This window comes from Shigella sp. FC1967 (assembly GCF_001743005.1).
Lineage (GTDB): Bacteria > Pseudomonadota > Gammaproteobacteria > Enterobacterales > Enterobacteriaceae > Proteus.
This window is the reverse complement of record NZ_MIIZ01000898.1, coordinates 1-16,123: the sequence shown is the minus strand read 5'-3', so window position 1 is coordinate 16,123 and position 16,123 is coordinate 1. Positions and strand designations below refer to the sequence as shown.

10 protein-coding genes and 1 pseudogene are annotated in these 16,123 nt (G+C 39.1%); 7 read left to right on the top strand and 4 right to left on the bottom strand.

Annotated features, from left to right (window positions below; genetic code table 11):
• Nucleotides 1–232 precede the first annotated feature (232 nt).
• From leuA to mutH, 6 genes and pseudogenes are all read left to right on the top strand, one after another.
• Nucleotides 233–1,792: a 2-isopropylmalate synthase gene (gene leuA / locus BHE89_RS15550; RefSeq protein WP_069730280.1), complete on the top strand. Its 1,560-nt coding sequence runs from the start codon at nt 233–235 to the stop codon at nt 1,790–1,792.
• 2 nt (nt 1,793–1,794) lie between these two features.
• Complete coding sequence (gene leuB / locus BHE89_RS15545; RefSeq protein WP_069367683.1) at nt 1,795–2,886, top strand: 3-isopropylmalate dehydrogenase; 1,092 nt, start codon at nt 1,795–1,797, stop codon at nt 2,884–2,886.
• Between the two features lies 1 nt (nt 2,887).
• Nucleotides 2,888–4,297: a 3-isopropylmalate dehydratase large subunit gene (gene leuC / locus BHE89_RS15540; protein ID WP_069367682.1), complete on the top strand. Its 1,410-nt coding sequence runs from the start codon at nt 2,888–2,890 to the stop codon at nt 4,295–4,297.
• A gap of 8 nt (nt 4,298–4,305) precedes the next feature.
• Nucleotides 4,306–4,911, top strand: coding sequence for a 3-isopropylmalate dehydratase small subunit (leuD, locus tag BHE89_RS15535; protein ID WP_069367681.1), 606 nt, complete (start codon nt 4,306–4,308; stop codon nt 4,909–4,911).
• Between the two features lie 291 nt (nt 4,912–5,202).
• A pseudogene (gene sgrR, locus BHE89_RS15530) lies at nt 5,203–6,883 on the top strand (HTH-type transcriptional regulator SgrR).
• 624 nt (nt 6,884–7,507) lie between these two features.
• Nucleotides 7,508–8,185 (top strand): DNA mismatch repair endonuclease MutH, encoded by a 678-nt coding sequence (mutH, locus tag BHE89_RS15525; RefSeq protein ID WP_069367679.1) that lies wholly within the window; start codon nt 7,508–7,510, stop codon nt 8,183–8,185.
• A 60-nt stretch (nt 8,186–8,245) separates the two neighbouring features.
• Here the strand turns inward: mutH and BHE89_RS15520 are convergent, their stop codons facing one another.
• The 3 genes from BHE89_RS15520 to speA form a co-directional block, all read right to left on the bottom strand.
• Nucleotides 8,246–9,025, bottom strand: coding sequence for an acetoin reductase (locus BHE89_RS15520; protein WP_069367678.1), 780 nt, complete (start codon nt 9,023–9,025; stop codon nt 8,246–8,248).
• 332 nt (nt 9,026–9,357) lie between these two features.
• Nucleotides 9,358–10,278 (bottom strand): agmatinase, encoded by a 921-nt coding sequence (speB, locus tag BHE89_RS15515; protein WP_069367677.1) that lies wholly within the window; start codon nt 10,276–10,278, stop codon nt 9,358–9,360.
• A gap of 102 nt (nt 10,279–10,380) precedes the next feature.
• Nucleotides 10,381–12,288: a biosynthetic arginine decarboxylase gene (speA, locus tag BHE89_RS15510; protein ID WP_069367676.1), complete on the bottom strand. Its 1,908-nt coding sequence runs from the start codon at nt 12,286–12,288 to the stop codon at nt 10,381–10,383.
• 687 nt (nt 12,289–12,975) lie between these two features.
• On the opposite strand from speA, the gene metK reads away from it, so the two are divergent.
• Entirely contained in the window at nt 12,976–14,130 is a 1,155-nt protein-coding gene (metK, locus tag BHE89_RS15505; protein WP_069367675.1) for a methionine adenosyltransferase, read from the top strand.
• Between the two features lie 182 nt (nt 14,131–14,312).
• On the opposite strand, the gene bcsG is transcribed toward metK, so the two are convergent.
• Nucleotides 14,313–16,058, bottom strand: a complete 1,746-nt coding sequence (gene bcsG / locus BHE89_RS15500; RefSeq protein ID WP_069367674.1) for a cellulose biosynthesis protein BcsG — start codon at nt 16,056–16,058, stop codon at nt 14,313–14,315.
• Nucleotides 16,059–16,123 lie beyond the last annotated feature (65 nt).

The window sequence follows — 16,123 nt, the reverse complement described above, 5'->3', positions numbered from 1 at the left end:
TTGGTATTAGGTATCAATAAATACAGATTATTGAGAACTTATCTAAGGATGTTTCATGTTAAACGCAATTTTTACTATCAAGCCTACTACTACTCGCAACTTTTATGCGCGGTCGGCTTATGGGTAAAAAGTGAAACACACCTGCCCTTAGAGAGAAAACCCGCGCTAGTCGCGGGTTTTTTTTATACCTGGGAGAGCGCAAACAGCAAATAAAAAGAGAAAGGAACAGATTATGAGCAATAACGTGATTATTTTTGATACCACATTGAGAGATGGTGAACAAGCATTGCAGGCGAGCTTAAGCGTAAAAGAGAAGTTACAAATTGCTTACGCTTTAGAGCGTTTAGGTGTGGATATCATTGAAGCGGGCTTTCCTGTTTCTTCTCCTGGTGATTTTGAATCCGTACAAACCATTGCACGCGAAATAAAAAATAGCCGTATTTGTGCATTAGCACGCTGCGTTGATAACGATATTGATGTTGCAGCAGAGTCTTTAAAAGTCGCAGAAGCTTTTCGTATCCACGTATTCTTGGCAACCTCGGCATTGCACGCTGAACATAAATTGAAGAAATCATTTGAAGATATTATTCAAATGGGCGTGAACTCAATAAAACGTGCTCGTCGTTATACCGATGATGTGGAGTTTTCTTGCGAAGATGCCGGCCGTACTCATATTGATAATTTATGTCGAATTGTTGAAAACGCAATTAATGCTGGTGCAACCACGATTAATATTCCAGATACCGTAGGTTATACAACGCCCTATCAGTTTGGTGGCATTATCACCAACTTGTTTGAGCGTGTTCCCAATATTGATAAAGCCATTATTTCCGTTCACTGCCATGATGATTTGGGTATGGCTGTCGCTAACTCCATTACCGCAGTACAAGCAGGCGCAAGGCAAGTAGAAGGAACCATTAATGGCTTAGGTGAACGTGCAGGTAACTGCGCATTAGAAGAAGTCATTATGGCGATAAAAGTGCGTGAGCAAATGATGAATGTTCAGACACGCATTAATCACAAAGAAATTTATCGTACCAGCCAATTAGTCAGTCAATTATGTAATACGCCAATTCATGCTAATAAATCTGTTGTTGGCTCCAATGCATTCGCGCATTCATCGGGTATTCACCAAGATGGCGTTTTGAAGAACCGAGAAACCTACGAAATCATGACTCCAGAATCAATCGGATTAAAAGAAGTGCAATTAAATTTAACTTCTCGCTCAGGTCGTGCAGCTGTTAAACATCGTATGGAAGAGATGGGTTATCGTGAGACAGATTATAACTTGGATACTTTATATTCGGCCTTCTTACGCTTGGCAGATAAAAAAGGCCAAGTCTTTGATTACGATTTAGAAGCTTTAGCATTTATGGGACAACAGCAACAAGAGCCTGATGAGTTTGTCATGAATTACTTTAATACTCAATCTGGTTCATCAACCGTTGCTACTGCAAGTGTCAGCATTACTCATGGTGACAAAGAAATTACTGAAGCAGCAACGGGTAATGGTCCCGTCGATGCAGTTTATCAAGCCATCTCGCGTGCAACGGGTTATCCATTGAAATTAGTCACTTATCAATTAACAGCTAAAGGTGAAGGCAGAGATGCTTTAGGGCAAGTTGATATCGTCGTTGAATATCAAGGACGTAAATTTCATGGAATGGGTTTAGAAACTGACATCGTAGGTTCATCAGCGAATGCCATGATCCACGTTATTAATAGCATTTGGCGATCAGAGCAAGTCGAAATAGAAAAACGCAAACAACATACAACACAAGAAGCGGTTTAATTATGTCAAAAAATTATCATATTGCAGTATTACCCGGAGATGGTATTGGTCCTGAAGTCATGGCTCAAGCGCAAAAAGTGATGAAGGCAGTTAGTGAACGTTTCTCACTCAATATCACAACAAAAGAATACGATATCGGTGGCATTGCCATTGATAAACACAGCACTCCGTTGCCCACAGATACCTTAGTAGGTTGTGAACAAGCAGATGCGATTTTATTTGGTTCTGTCGGTGGTCCTAAATGGGAACATTTACCCGCAAACGAACAGCCAGAACGCGGTGCTTTATTACCATTACGTAAGCATTTTAAATTGTTCTGCAATTTACGCCCTGCTCGCTTATATGAAGGTTTAGAAGCCTACTGCCCATTGCGTGCTGATATCGCACAACGTGGTTTTGATATTTTATGTGTACGTGAATTAACCGGTGGTATCTATTTCGGTCAACCTAAAGGTCGTGAAGGTGAAGGTGCACAAGAGCGTGCTTTTGATACTGAAATTTATCATCGTTATGAAATTGAACGTATTGCACGCTTTGCGTTTGAATCGGCGCGTAAACGCCGTCATAAAGTAACCTCAATTGATAAAGCTAACGTATTACAAAGCTCTATTTTATGGCGAGAGGTTGTAACTGAGATCGCAAAAGAGTACCCAGATGTTGAAATTCAACATATGTACATTGATAACGCAACAATGCAGTTAATTAAAGATCCTTCTCAGTTTGATGTATTGCTGTGTTCCAATATTTTTGGCGATATTTTATCTGATGAATGCGCGATGATCACCGGCTCTATGGGAATGTTACCCTCTGCTAGTGTCAACGAAGAACGCTTTGGTTTATATGAACCCGCAGGAGGCTCAGCCCCTGATATAGCAGGTAAAAACATTGCCAACCCTATTGCACAAATACTGTCTGCTGCACTGTTATTACGTTATAGCTTTAATGAAGATAATGCAGCTCAAGCCATTGAAGATGCAATCACACAAGTCTTAGCAAAAGGCTATCGCACCGCAGATTTAGCGGGCGATGGTAACGCAATTACAACCACCGAAATGGGTGATCGTATTGCTCAATATATTCGTGAAGGGGCATAACATGGGTAAAACATTATATCAAAAAATTTATGATGCACATGTTGTCAGAGAAGTGAGTGATGAAACACCCATTTTGTATATCGATCGACATTTAGTGCATGAAGTCACATCGCCTCAAGCCTTCGATGGATTAAGAACAAAAGGTCGCCCTGTTCGTCAACCGAATAAAACCTTTGCAACGATGGATCACAACGTATCAACACAAACTAAAGATATTAATGCTTGTGGTGATATGGCAAGAATTCAAATGCAAGAATTAATGAAAAACTGTCAAGAGTTTGGCGTCACGCTGTACGATTTAAACCATCCTTATCAAGGCATTGTTCACGTGATGGGGCCAGAACAAGGCTTAACCTTACCAGGCATGACGATTGTTTGCGGTGATTCACATACAGCAACTCATGGGGCTTTTGGCTCATTAGCGTTTGGAATTGGTACTTCAGAAGTTGAACATGTTTTAGCAACTCAGACCTTAAAACAATCTCGTGCCAAAACATTAAAAATCGAAGTTCAGGGTAAAACCGCTATTGGGATCACGGCGAAAGATATCGTATTAGCCATTATCGGTAAATTAGGGAGTGCTGGTGGTACGGGCTATATTGTTGAATTTGCGGGTGAAGCCATTGAAGCTTTAAGCATGGAAGGTCGAATGACCTTATGTAATATGGCGATTGAAATGGGTGCTAAAGCAGGTTTAGTCGCACCTGATGACACCACTTTTGACTACTTAAAAGGGCGTCAATTTGCACCTAAAGGTCAGTCATGGGATGAAGCTGTCGCGTATTGGAGAACCTTAAAATCTGATCATGATGCAACGTTTGATGCCACAATCACGATTAATGCGGCAGAGATTGCACCGCAAGTCACGTGGGGCACTAACCCAGGGCAAGTTATTGCTATTGATCAAATAGTTCCGTTATTGAATAGCTTTAATGATCCCGTTGAACGCGCTTCTGCTGAAAAAGCCTTGGCTTATATGGGATTAAGTGAAGGTATCAACTTAACAGATGTCACTATCGATAAAGTCTTTATTGGCTCTTGTACAAACTCACGTATTGAAGATTTACGAGCTGCTGCTGAAATCGCAAAAGGCCATAAAGTCGCCTCGCATGTTCAAGCGATTGTCGTTCCAGGCTCTGGGCCTGTTAAAGCCCAAGCGGAAGCGGAAGGCTTAGATAAAATCTTTATTGAAGCAGGCTTTGAATGGCGCTTACCCGGCTGTTCAATGTGTTTAGCTATGAATAACGACCGATTAAATCCGGGCGAACGCTGTGCATCCACTAGCAACCGTAATTTTGAAGGTCGCCAAGGGCGTGGAGGTCGAACACATTTAGTCAGTCCTGCAATGGCGGCAGCAGCGGCTATTAATGGCCATTTTGCCGATATTCGTACATTTGCAGTAGCATCTTAAAGGAGAACATGATGAATAAATTTACTCAACACACGGGTATTGCGGTTCCTTTAGATGCGGCGAATGTGGATACCGACGCCATTATTCCTAAGCAATTTTTGCAGAAAGTAACACGTACAGGCTTTGGTAAACACCTATTTCATGATTGGCGTTTTTTGGATGATGAAGGCACTCAGCCTGATCCTGCATTTATTTTAAATCAATCAATTTACCAAGGTGCTTCTATTTTATTGGCACGAGAAAACTTTGGTTGTGGATCATCTCGTGAACACGCACCTTGGGCATTAACTGATTATGGTTTTCACGCTGTTATCGCCCCCAGCTTTGCGGATATTTTTTATGGGAATGCATTTAATAATCAATTATTACCAATCAAATTAAGTGATGGTGAAGTCTCACAATTATTTGATTGGGTAAAAGAACATGCGGGTACCCCAATTACCGTTGATTTAGTGGCTCAAGAGGTTAGAGCGGGAGAATTACATTTCTCTTTTGAAATTGACTCATTTCGCCGCCACTGCATGATTGAAGGATTAGACAGTATTGGATTAACGCTACAACACCAAGATGAGATTAGTGCTTACGAGGCAAAACAACCCGTTTTTATGCGCTAACTAGAGCAATTTTTCACCTTCTTCTACTTTCTGTGATGTTTACTTTGTCATTCTTGCCGTAAATTCATTTACGGCTTTTTTTTGCCCCAACAAAACTATTTCATACATAATCCATAAAAAAGCCAGTGATTAATCATCACTGGCCGGTAATCACCGAATGCTCAAATGGGGGAGTCTGTCAGTATTCGTCATTTCTGATAACTAACATGAGAGCTAACTTTAAACACAATCATTATCGGTTTAATATAAGGAAATTAAAATTGATCACTTTATTAAGGGATTTCCTCTTTTATGATCTCACCCCGCTTAGAGTTACAATTTATTCGCTTATGGCAAACCTTTCAGGGAAAAGCAACCGAAACAACGTTACAAGAATTAGCCCAAACCCTGCATTGCACACGTCGTCATGTCCGCTCTTTATTAAATAAAATGCAAGAAATAGGTTGGATACATTGGCAAGCAGAAGTCGGCAGAGGTAAAAAATCCACGCTTATTTTTCATTCTAATGCATTTGAGATCCAACAAAATCGCGCCGAAAGGCTGATAGAAGAGAATGATATTGAAAAGCTTGTCGCACTTATGGGTGATAAAGATTCTGTACGCCAAATGGTGCTCTCACAGATTGAAAAAAAGCTTTCATCCCGGTCAACAATTGCTGCGTATTATTTACTATCGTCCTTTTAGAAATTTACTCCCTGGAACACCATTAAGACGCTCTGAATTACATTTAATGAGTCAGATATTCAACTCATTAGTCCATCTAAAAGAGGAAAATGGGGAAATCGAAGCCGAATTAGCTCATCATTGGCAAATGATCACAGAGCAACATTGGCGATTTTATTTACGTCCTTCTATCTATTTCCATCATGGTCGAGAGCTCACTCTTGAAGATATCAGTACATCTTTAATGAGAATGAAATACTGCAACCCTCTTTATGCACATATAGAACAAATTTCTTCACCTCAACCTTATGTGCTCGATATTTTCTTAAGCGAAGCAGATAAGCAGTTTGCAACGTTATTAGGCAGCCCACAAGCCGTTATTTTGCCACAAGAATGGGCATCACTCCCCTCTTTTGCACAACACCCTATTGGTACAGGCGCTTATCAAGTGATCGCTAATGATAAACACAAACTACAAATCAAAGCTTTTAATCGCTATTTTGGTTTACGGGCATTATTAGATGAAATTGATATTTGGGTGGTTCCAGAACTGAATAACAAGATGGTCTGTTCAACTATTCATTTAACAGATGATGATACCAATAAAGATTCGCTAGAAAGTCGTAAAGAGGAAGGGTGCTATTTTCTACTTTATGATAGTCGCTCCAAGCAGTGTCAGCAGACTGAAATAAGGGAATGGTTAAGCAGCGTGTTAACGCCTGTTAATATGCTAACGCATTGCGATCCTTTCTATCAACGCCATTGGTCTCCTGCTTATGGGTTATTACTTCATTGGCATCACAGTAAATTAATTCGCCAACATCCAAAACCGACTTCATTAACAAAACTCACTGTGACTCTTTATAAAGAGCATCATGAATACAGCACTATTGCAGATTTAATAAAAAGCATTTTATCTCAGTATGATATTGAACTGACTATTCAAATACTTGATTATGAACAATGGTATTATGGTGAAGCTAATAGTGATATTTGGTTAGCAACCGTGAATTTTTACAAGCCGCTAGAGTTCTCCATATTTGCAGCACTTTATGAATTACCCCTCTTTCACCAATGTTTGGGAGCATCGTTTTCACAAGAGCTCTCATTATGGCACCAAAAATCGTTGCCACTCGAAGAGTGGTGTCGCCAACTAACACAAGATATTTGGCTTTATCCTCTATTTCACCATTTGCTAGAACTACAAGGACAAAGAACCATACGGGGTGTCAAAATGAATACTTTTGGCTGGTTTGATTTTAAATCAGCATGGTTTACACCGGATATTGATACACCACAATTAAAATAGGTTCCTGTCTCTTTTCAGTGTTCAGATTAGCCCTTATTTACGTTAATTCACAGAAACCTTGAAAGTTATAAACATCCACATAAACACTTAGGGGATTTATTCACTTTTTTCTGTGGATATCTATGTGAAAAAGAGTGAGATAATCAGGGTATAGTTTTTATATTGTTAGGAAGGCTGTTGATACAAATTTTAAAATATCACTTATAATTCAAATTAGTAGCAAGTTTTTAATGCCTATTTCAGCGATTGGGTAAAACAATTAAAATCCCCTTCGGCTCAAATCGTATAAAAAATATACACAGGGTGTTTTATCCACAGGTTATGCCGATTAGTTAAACAAAATAGGGTAATTTTGGCAAATATCTGCAAAAGTCAAGGCTGTAAATCAGAACAGTGATCTTACTTTCTGTGAGTTATCCCATAAAGCTGTGGATAACCTAGTGTAAAAGCCTGTTTATGATCTCAGGATAACCGTGCACAACTTAAAATAATAAATTTCATTTGGCGAATTAACTCAAAAAAATGATGATATATCATGCTATTATGATTTAAATAAAATAAAGCTAAATACGCTATCAATAACCTGTTTTTTCTGCCTATTATTTATACAAGAAGATAATAACTATGTTTATGCCACCACGAGCCCCCGAAAATGAACACGTTTTATTAGAACGAGCAAAAGCGCTTGCGGGTTATACTTTTGGTGAACTTGCTACCTTTGCACAACTTCCTATCCCCATTGACCTTAAAAGAGATAAAGGCTGGGTAGGTATGTTGTTGGAATATTATTTAGGTGCAAGTGCAGGTAGCAAACCTGAACAAGACTTCAGTGAATTGGGCATTGAGCTCAAAACCATTCCAATTGATAGATTTGGTATGCCTTTAGAAACGACTTTTGTCTGTGTCGCCGCATTAACTGGAAACAGCGGTATTACATGGGAAAATAGCCATGTAAAACACAAGCTTTCAAAAGTGTTATGGGTGCCTGTTGAAGGAGAAAGGACAATACCATTAGCACAACGTCGCGTCGCTTCTCCGTTACTTTGGCGCCCTAATAGTACGGAAGAAAATCTATTACGTCATGATTGGGAAGAGCTCATGGATATGATTGTGTTAGGTAAAGTAGAAAGCATTACTGCACGCCATGGACAAGTCTTACAAATCCGTCCCAAAGCGGCAAACAGTAAAGCATTAACAGAAGCTATTGGTGAAGATGGGCAGCGTATTATGACCTTACCTAGAGGCTTCTATTTAAAAAAGAATTTTACCGCACCTCTACTTGCTCGTTATTTCCAACTATAAAATACCCTGTGTCATTAAGTTAAATCACACAGGGTATTGATAAACAATCTTGATTAGTGATTAACGATAAACAATACCGCCATCAGTTAAAATTGCTTGTCCTGTAATATAGTCAGAGTCATCACTTGAGAGGAAAGCAACAAGGGCTGCGACATCATTAGGCGTTTGAGCACGCCCTAACGCAATACCTTCAACATATTTTTTATAGGTCTCACCTTTTGGTGCCCCAGTTATCTCCGAAAAACGCTCATCAATCTCAACCCACATATCAGTACCTACAATACCAGGGCAGTAAGCATTGACCGTAATACCCGCGCTGGCATACTCTTTTGCTGCTGCTTGAGTCAGCGCGCGTACCGCAAATTTAGTTGCTGAATAAACACCTAACATTGCAAAGCCATCATGCCCAGCAATAGATGAAGCGTTAATAATTTTACCTTTATGACCCCGTGCCTTAAATTTTTCTGCGGCGGCTTGAATACCCCACATAGTTCCATTTACGTTTATTTTGAAGATCCTATCCATATCTTCAGGTGTGACGTCAGCCAGAGGTTTTACTTGTGCAATGCCCGCATTATTAATCATGACATCAAAACCACCTAATGTCTTTTCAGCGTGCTCAACAGCTGCAAAAACGTCATCGCGCTGACTAATATCAGCAGTAAAAATTGTTGTTTTACGCCCTAATGCTTCAATCTCTTTTGCGACATCCGCTAACTTATCTGCTTTCAAGTCAACCAGAGCAATATCAGCACCATCTTTTGCTAAACGCAATGCAATGCCACGGCCAATTCCCTGAGCAGCGCCTGTAACTAAAATTACTTTACCATTCAAAGCCATTGTCTTTCTCCTGAATATTTACAGATGAAAAAGCCCTTATAAAAAGAACTTTGTTAATAGATTAACAGTAGCAATTAAACGGACGAGTGACAAAATTACAATTATTCACTAATAAATTCGGTAATACCGATCAAACATTCTGTAAATAATTATCATTCAGAATAATGGCTTAATAAAAAGGAAAATAAGCACGAGAAAGAGCAGAAAAAACATTCAAGTAGGATCTGAATTTGTTAGCAAAAAATGCTTAACTCATTCATAGATAGAGTAAAAAACAAAAAGCGATACCTAATAGATATCGCTTTCTCTTTATTTTCAGGGATTAACAGACCTTATTTTTTTGCGGCTTGCAGATATAACATATCAAGAGCAATAGTTGCTCCTGCAAGTGCTGTAATATCTGATTGATCGTAAGCGGGAGAAACTTCAACCAAATCCATACCGACAATATTTAACGGTTGTAATGCACGTAAAATCTTCAGTGCTTTATCGGTTGTTAAACCGCCTACAACTGGTGTGCCTGTTCCTGGTGCAAACGCAGGATCAAGACAATCAATATCAAAAGTCAGGTAAACAGGTAAATCGCCAACAATGCTTTTGATCTGATCGACAAGATCGGATACACCACGATCGTTAACTTGTGCTGCATCCAATACAGTGAAACCATTATCACTGTCATGATCAGTACGAATACCAATTTGAACAGAGTGGTTAGGATCGATTAATCCTTCATTGGGAGCATGGAAAAACATTGTGCCATGGTCAAATTTACTGCCATTACCATAAGTATCAGTATGTGCATCAAAATGAACTAATGCCATTTTACCAAAATGTTTTGCATGAGCGCGTAATAAAGGTAGTGTAACAAAATGGTCACCACCAAACGTTAAGCATTTTTTACCTGCTGCTAATAACTTCTCTGTATGAGCTTGTAACTTATCGCTCATATCCTGTGCATCACCGAAGTTAAAGACTAAGTCACCACAATCAACAACGCTTAAACGTTCACGCATATCGAAATCCCACGGCCAGCGATTACCTTCCCACGCTAAATTCGTTGAGATTTGACGAATAGCACCTGGTCCATGACGAGTTCCTGCACGACCAGACGTTGCCATATCAAAAGGCACTCCCGTAATAACCCAGTCTGCATCACTGCTGTAAGGCTGAAAATTCAGTGGAAAACGTAAAAAACCAAATGCATTAGAGATCAATGAATTATCAGTCTCATTACCTAACGTACTATTTTTCATGCTATTACCTCTGTTACTTATAAAAAATAAGCAACATATAATCAATATGATAGATAAAGAGTGATGTTTAAAGACATCACTCTTGCATTAAAAAGTGAAGAATTACTCTTCTTCTTCCAGATACGTATAACCGTATAAACCACTTTCAAATTCAGTCAGGAATTGCTCTTGTAACGCTTCATCTAACTGCGCATTTTTTACTTGAGTACGGAAACGATCTAACAGCACGGTAGGATTTAACTTAACGTACTGGAGCATATCGGCAACCGTATCACCTTCTTCACTTTGCTCATAGGTCAGATTACCTTTCTCATCAAGGTAAACGTCAACAGCGGCAGTATCACCAAATAAGTTATGCATATTACCGAGAATTTCCTGATAAGCCCCGACCATAAAGAAACCGATCATGGGTGGATATTCAGGATCATAAGCGGGCATTGGCATTGTGGTTTCAACCCCATCACCATCCACATAGTGATCAATAATACCATCTGAGTCACAAGTGATATCGAGCAACACTGCACGACGATCAAGCGGTTTATCTAGCCCTTCAATAGGTAATACAGGGAATAACTGGTCGATCCCCCATGCATCAGGTAAAGATTGGAACAGTGAAAAGTTAACATAGAACTTATCTGACATACGTTCTTGTAACTCATCAATAATAGGGCGATGAGCACGATTACTCGGATCCAAATCGTACTGAATACGACGGCAGATGTTCAAATACAGCTCTTCTGCCCATGCACGCTCTGTTAGGCTTAACATGCCGTGAACATATTGAGTATGCACATCGTGTAAGTCTAATTGGCTATCGTGTAACCATTCACGTAATGAACGACTATTCCCCTTCGTTTGCATCTCTTCCCAGGTTTCCCAAAGGCTAGCGATCGGTCTTGCAGCATCTTCCTCAGGAGGGGTTATTGCCGTAAATTCATTACGTTCAACACCAATCACATTAGAAATTAATACAGTATGGTGTGCCGTTAATGCACGACCCGATTCAGTAATAACGGTGGGATGTGGTAAATCATTTTCATCACATGCGTCACCAATCGCCCAAATAACGTTATTCGCATATTCATTAAGGCCATAGTTAACAGAGCAATCAGATTGTGAACGAGTACCTTCATAGTCCACACCTAAACCACCACCCACATCGAAATACTGAATATTTACACCTAATTTATGCAGTTCAACATAGAAGCGTGCAGATTCGCGAACACCGGTAGCAATATCACGGATATTTGCCATTTGTGATCCCAAATGGAAATGCAATAATTGCAGACTATCTAAGCGATCTGCTTGGCGTAACATATCAATTAACTGCAGAACTTGTGTCGCTGCTAAACCAAATTTTGATTTTTCACCGCCACTTGCTTGCCATTTACCTGATCCTTGAGAAGCAAGACGAGCACGAACGCCTAAACGAGGAATAACTTCTAAACGTTCAGCTTCTTCAAGAACCATTTTAATCTCAGACATTTTCTCAATAACTAAGAAAACTTTATGTCCAAGTTTTTCACCTGTAAGCGCTAAGCGAATATACTCACGGTCTTTATAACCATTACAAACAATCACAGAACTTGTCATATTGGCATGAGCAAGTACTGCCATTAATTCCGCTTTAGAGCCAGCCTCTAAACCTAAAGGCTCTCCTGCATTCACTAATGATTCAATAACGCGACGTTGTTGGTTAACTTTAATCGGATAAACTAAAAAATAGTCACCTTGATAACCATAGGATTTACGCGCACGATGAAACGCAGCATTAATCGAACGTAAACGATGTTGTAGTATTTGAGGAAAGCAAAAAAGTGCAGGTAACCGCAGATTCGATTGCTCTTCTTGGACTCGTTTAACTAATTCAGTTAAATCAAAAGTAGCCTCAGGAACATCAGGATTAGGACAAACGCTAATATTTCCCCGATTATTCGCTAAATAGTAACCGCCCCCCCAATATGCAATGTTATAGGTCTGCTGCATCTTACGAGCGATGTTATCATTCATGACATTCTCCTTAGGGAGTATGAGTTTATACCTTGCCTGTCACCATAGTAGTCAATTATCTGACAAAAATCTGAAACGACTGATAAATAACAGTTGGAAGTAATGACTCACTATATATTTTTATATGATTATCCAGCTATACGCAGGACATAATAGTAGAAAGTTCTTGAGTTAACCTATAACGAGTTAACACAATCACCTATTGGCAAGTAACAGACAACTTCGCTCTAAAGAAAAAAGAGCTCAAAGAGGAAATTACTCTAGATATACTATGTGTATAGTATTGGTGAGTACGGTTTTGGTTTTTGAAAAGACTAACCTGTAGACAATGGATCATTACCCATTCACTCCACACATGGCTTAACCCTATAAGCCATTTCCCTAACAGAGAAACAGGATCAGAAATCCTGCGGTTTACACTGTGTTCAGATTTCACAGTAACCGCGAGGTTATACCTTTAGTTAGGTAAAAATGCAAAGCAAAAAGTACAAAAAAATTTTTTCTCTAATCGCTATTTCTTGATACAAAAATAGCAAGTAACAAAAAATAAGATTAACTGTTTGATTCTGCTTTATCCCTATATTTGATTAAAAAAAACTGGAATTAAAGAGAAAAGAGTCCTAAAATGGACGTCTAGATGTTAAAACATCCATCCTTAAACCGTTTGTATTAAGGTAACGAGATATAATGACTACACACCTTTTTACTTCTGAATCAGTCTCAGAAGGTCATCCTGATAAAATTGCAGATCAAATTTCTGATGCTGTTCTGGATGCAATTTTAGAACAAGATCCAAAAGCACGCGTTGCCTGCGAAACTTACGTTAAGACAGGCATGGTGATGGTAGGCGGAGAAATTACCACCAAAGCTTGGGTCGATATCGAAGAAATTACACGTAACACTGTTCGTGAAATCGGCTACACCAGTTCTGACATGGGCTTTGATGCTAATTCCTGCGCAGTTATCAGTGCGATTGGTAAACAATCACCGGATATCAACCAAGGTGTTGACCGTGCAAATCCACTAGAACAAGGCGCTGGTGACCAAGGTTTAATGTTTGGTTATGCAACCAACGAAACTGACGTATTAATGCCAGCTCCAATTACTTATGCTCATCGCTTAGTTCAACGCCAAGCACAAGTCCGTAAAAATGGAACTTTATCTTGGTTACGCCCTGATGCGAAAAGCCAAATTACCTTCCAATATGACAACAATAACGTTGTTGGTATTGATGCTGTTGTGTTATCAACTCAACACTCTGAAGATATTTCACAAAAAGATCTGCATGAAGCGGTGATGGAAGAGATCATTAAGCCCGTTCTACCCGCAGAATGGCTAAATGAACAAACTAAATATTTCATCAACCCAACGGGTCGTTTTGTTATTGGTGGACCAATGGGTGATTGTGGCTTAACAGGCCGTAAAATCATTGTCGATACTTACGGCGGTATGGCGCGTCATGGCGGTGGTGCTTTCTCTGGTAAAGATCCATCGAAAGTAGACCGTTCAGCGGCTTATGCTGCACGTTACGTTGCAAAAAATATTGTAGCAGCCGGTTTAGCTGATCGTTGTGAAATCCAAGTTTCTTACGCAATCGGTGTGGCAGAGCCAACATCAATTATGGTAGAAACATTTGGTACTGAAAAAGTCCCAACAGCACAACTGGTTCTGCTAGTGCGTGAATTCTTTGACTTACGTCCTTATGGGCTCATTCAAATGTTAGATTTACTGCACCCAATCTACCAAAAAACCGCGGCTTACGGTCACTTTGGTCGTTCAGAATTCCCTTGGGAAGCAACAGATAAAGCTGAAATCTTACGTGAAGCAGCTGGCTTAAAATAAGTCTCTTACCAATAACGTCACGTGATTGATTTTACTAAGACCACATCTTTATGGATGTGGTTTTTTTATGGTTTCTATTTATAAAGTCTATAAAAAAACCCCGTATCATACGGGGTATCAATAAGAGAAAGCGAGAAATAGAAATTTATGATGAAACGGTTTCTTATAAAAAGTTAATAAAATTAATTAGGATAATTAATCCACTCACCACCATTTAATTTGATATAAGACTGTCCTTGATAATCAATCACAACCGTAGCTTGGTTTTCTGCAACATTAGCAGTTTGAGGAAGTTCACTGACTAATGCATTCCAATCGATAACAGATTGATTAAAGATCTCCCCATTTACATTACGAGAAATAAACTCAGAAATAGCTAAATAGCTACTTGGTTCATCAACAATCACAGGAGGATAAAATTGTGCTCGGTTTTTTATTCCAGTAAAACGAATACCGACAGGTACGGTAGTAATGCTTTGGCTTGGAATATCTCTTAACCCTGACATTTGTGTTTTATCACCTTGTAAAGCCGCACCATGCTCAGGCACAATCACCACCATCACTTTTCTTCCTTTTTTATCTAGCTCATTCATAAAGTTATCTAAATTATCAAGTAATGTAGAGGCTCTCTTGCCATAATCAGCAGTGCTATTCTCTCCTACATAGCGGTTACCATCATGTAGTGATATCAAGTTCACAAAGGTCACAGTCCGATTCTCATTAGACAACTCTCTCGCTTTCAACCAACGTTGTAATGTTTCCTTATCATTGTAAATTTTGGTGCCATCAAATGCGGTAATTTGATGAGAAAGATTTTCTTGATCTTGCAAAGCGATATGAAGATCACCAAGTTGCTGAACCTCTTTAAGGTAATTACCAAACTTTCCGTTATGGTCAAGCACTAATTTCTTAGCAAATCCTAATGATGATAAATTATCCATTAGCAAGCATTGTGTCTCTGTGGGATCGTATAAATCAGAGTGTTGAGTCTGACCACAACTTGCGCGTAATAATCTTAACGATGCAGGACCACTATAAGAAGATACTGTATTAAAGTGGCTAAATAGCACATCAAAGTTCCCCCAAATGGGGTGTTCTTGCAGTCCAACTGCCGCCACATCCGCGGTAGAAAGTGAACAAATATTGATAATCAAGATATCAAAAGGCTGGGCATTAGATGCTAACTGCGCAGGAAATGGTGTCATACGTTTTTTCTCATAACCATAAAACTGTGTAAGCCAATCATCCAATGCTTTATTACTGACCTTCTGGTTTTGTGGTGGATAAACGGTATTCATTGATGTGGTTTCTACCTCTTTACTCGATCCCACCTCAGGAGGTACTTGTGATTCGAATGATGCTGGCAACACTTCATGAGCGTTGATTGGTGTCGTATTTTTTTCACTATTAATGTTACTTTCTTGCATAAAAGTATTTGCTGAAACAGAAGGCACCACACCTTGAGAAAAATGAGTAAACTCACCAATATTTAGCCACAAAACACCGGCAATAATAAAAACAGATACCCTTACCCACTGTTCAATAAAAAGGTAGCCCACTAACAAAATAAAGGCGACACCAATCATTTTGATATTGATAAAGTTAACCGTTAATTCAACAAGGTAATCGAAGGAAAACGCTTTAAGCTGCCCACCTTGAGCAACGATGGTTGAAAAGCTGGGTAACCAAGTATCATGATAAAATAAAACTATCCCTATTGGGATAGCGACCCAATTACGCATTTTATGCCAACTATTTTTGGGTAATGGGAACAACAAAAAGGCAAGAAAAAGTAAATTGCTAAAAGCATCAAAATTTAAATAACCATACCAAAGTAAAACAAACTTTAGTAAGAAATAGAAATTCCAGGCTCCCAACCCATGCCAGTAATGTAAAAAATCGAATTGGGTTGCATTAGATTTTTTCATTTTAACTTCCTACTCTTTAGTATAAACAAATTCAACTCGACAGTTATATGATTTCTCATATCTGC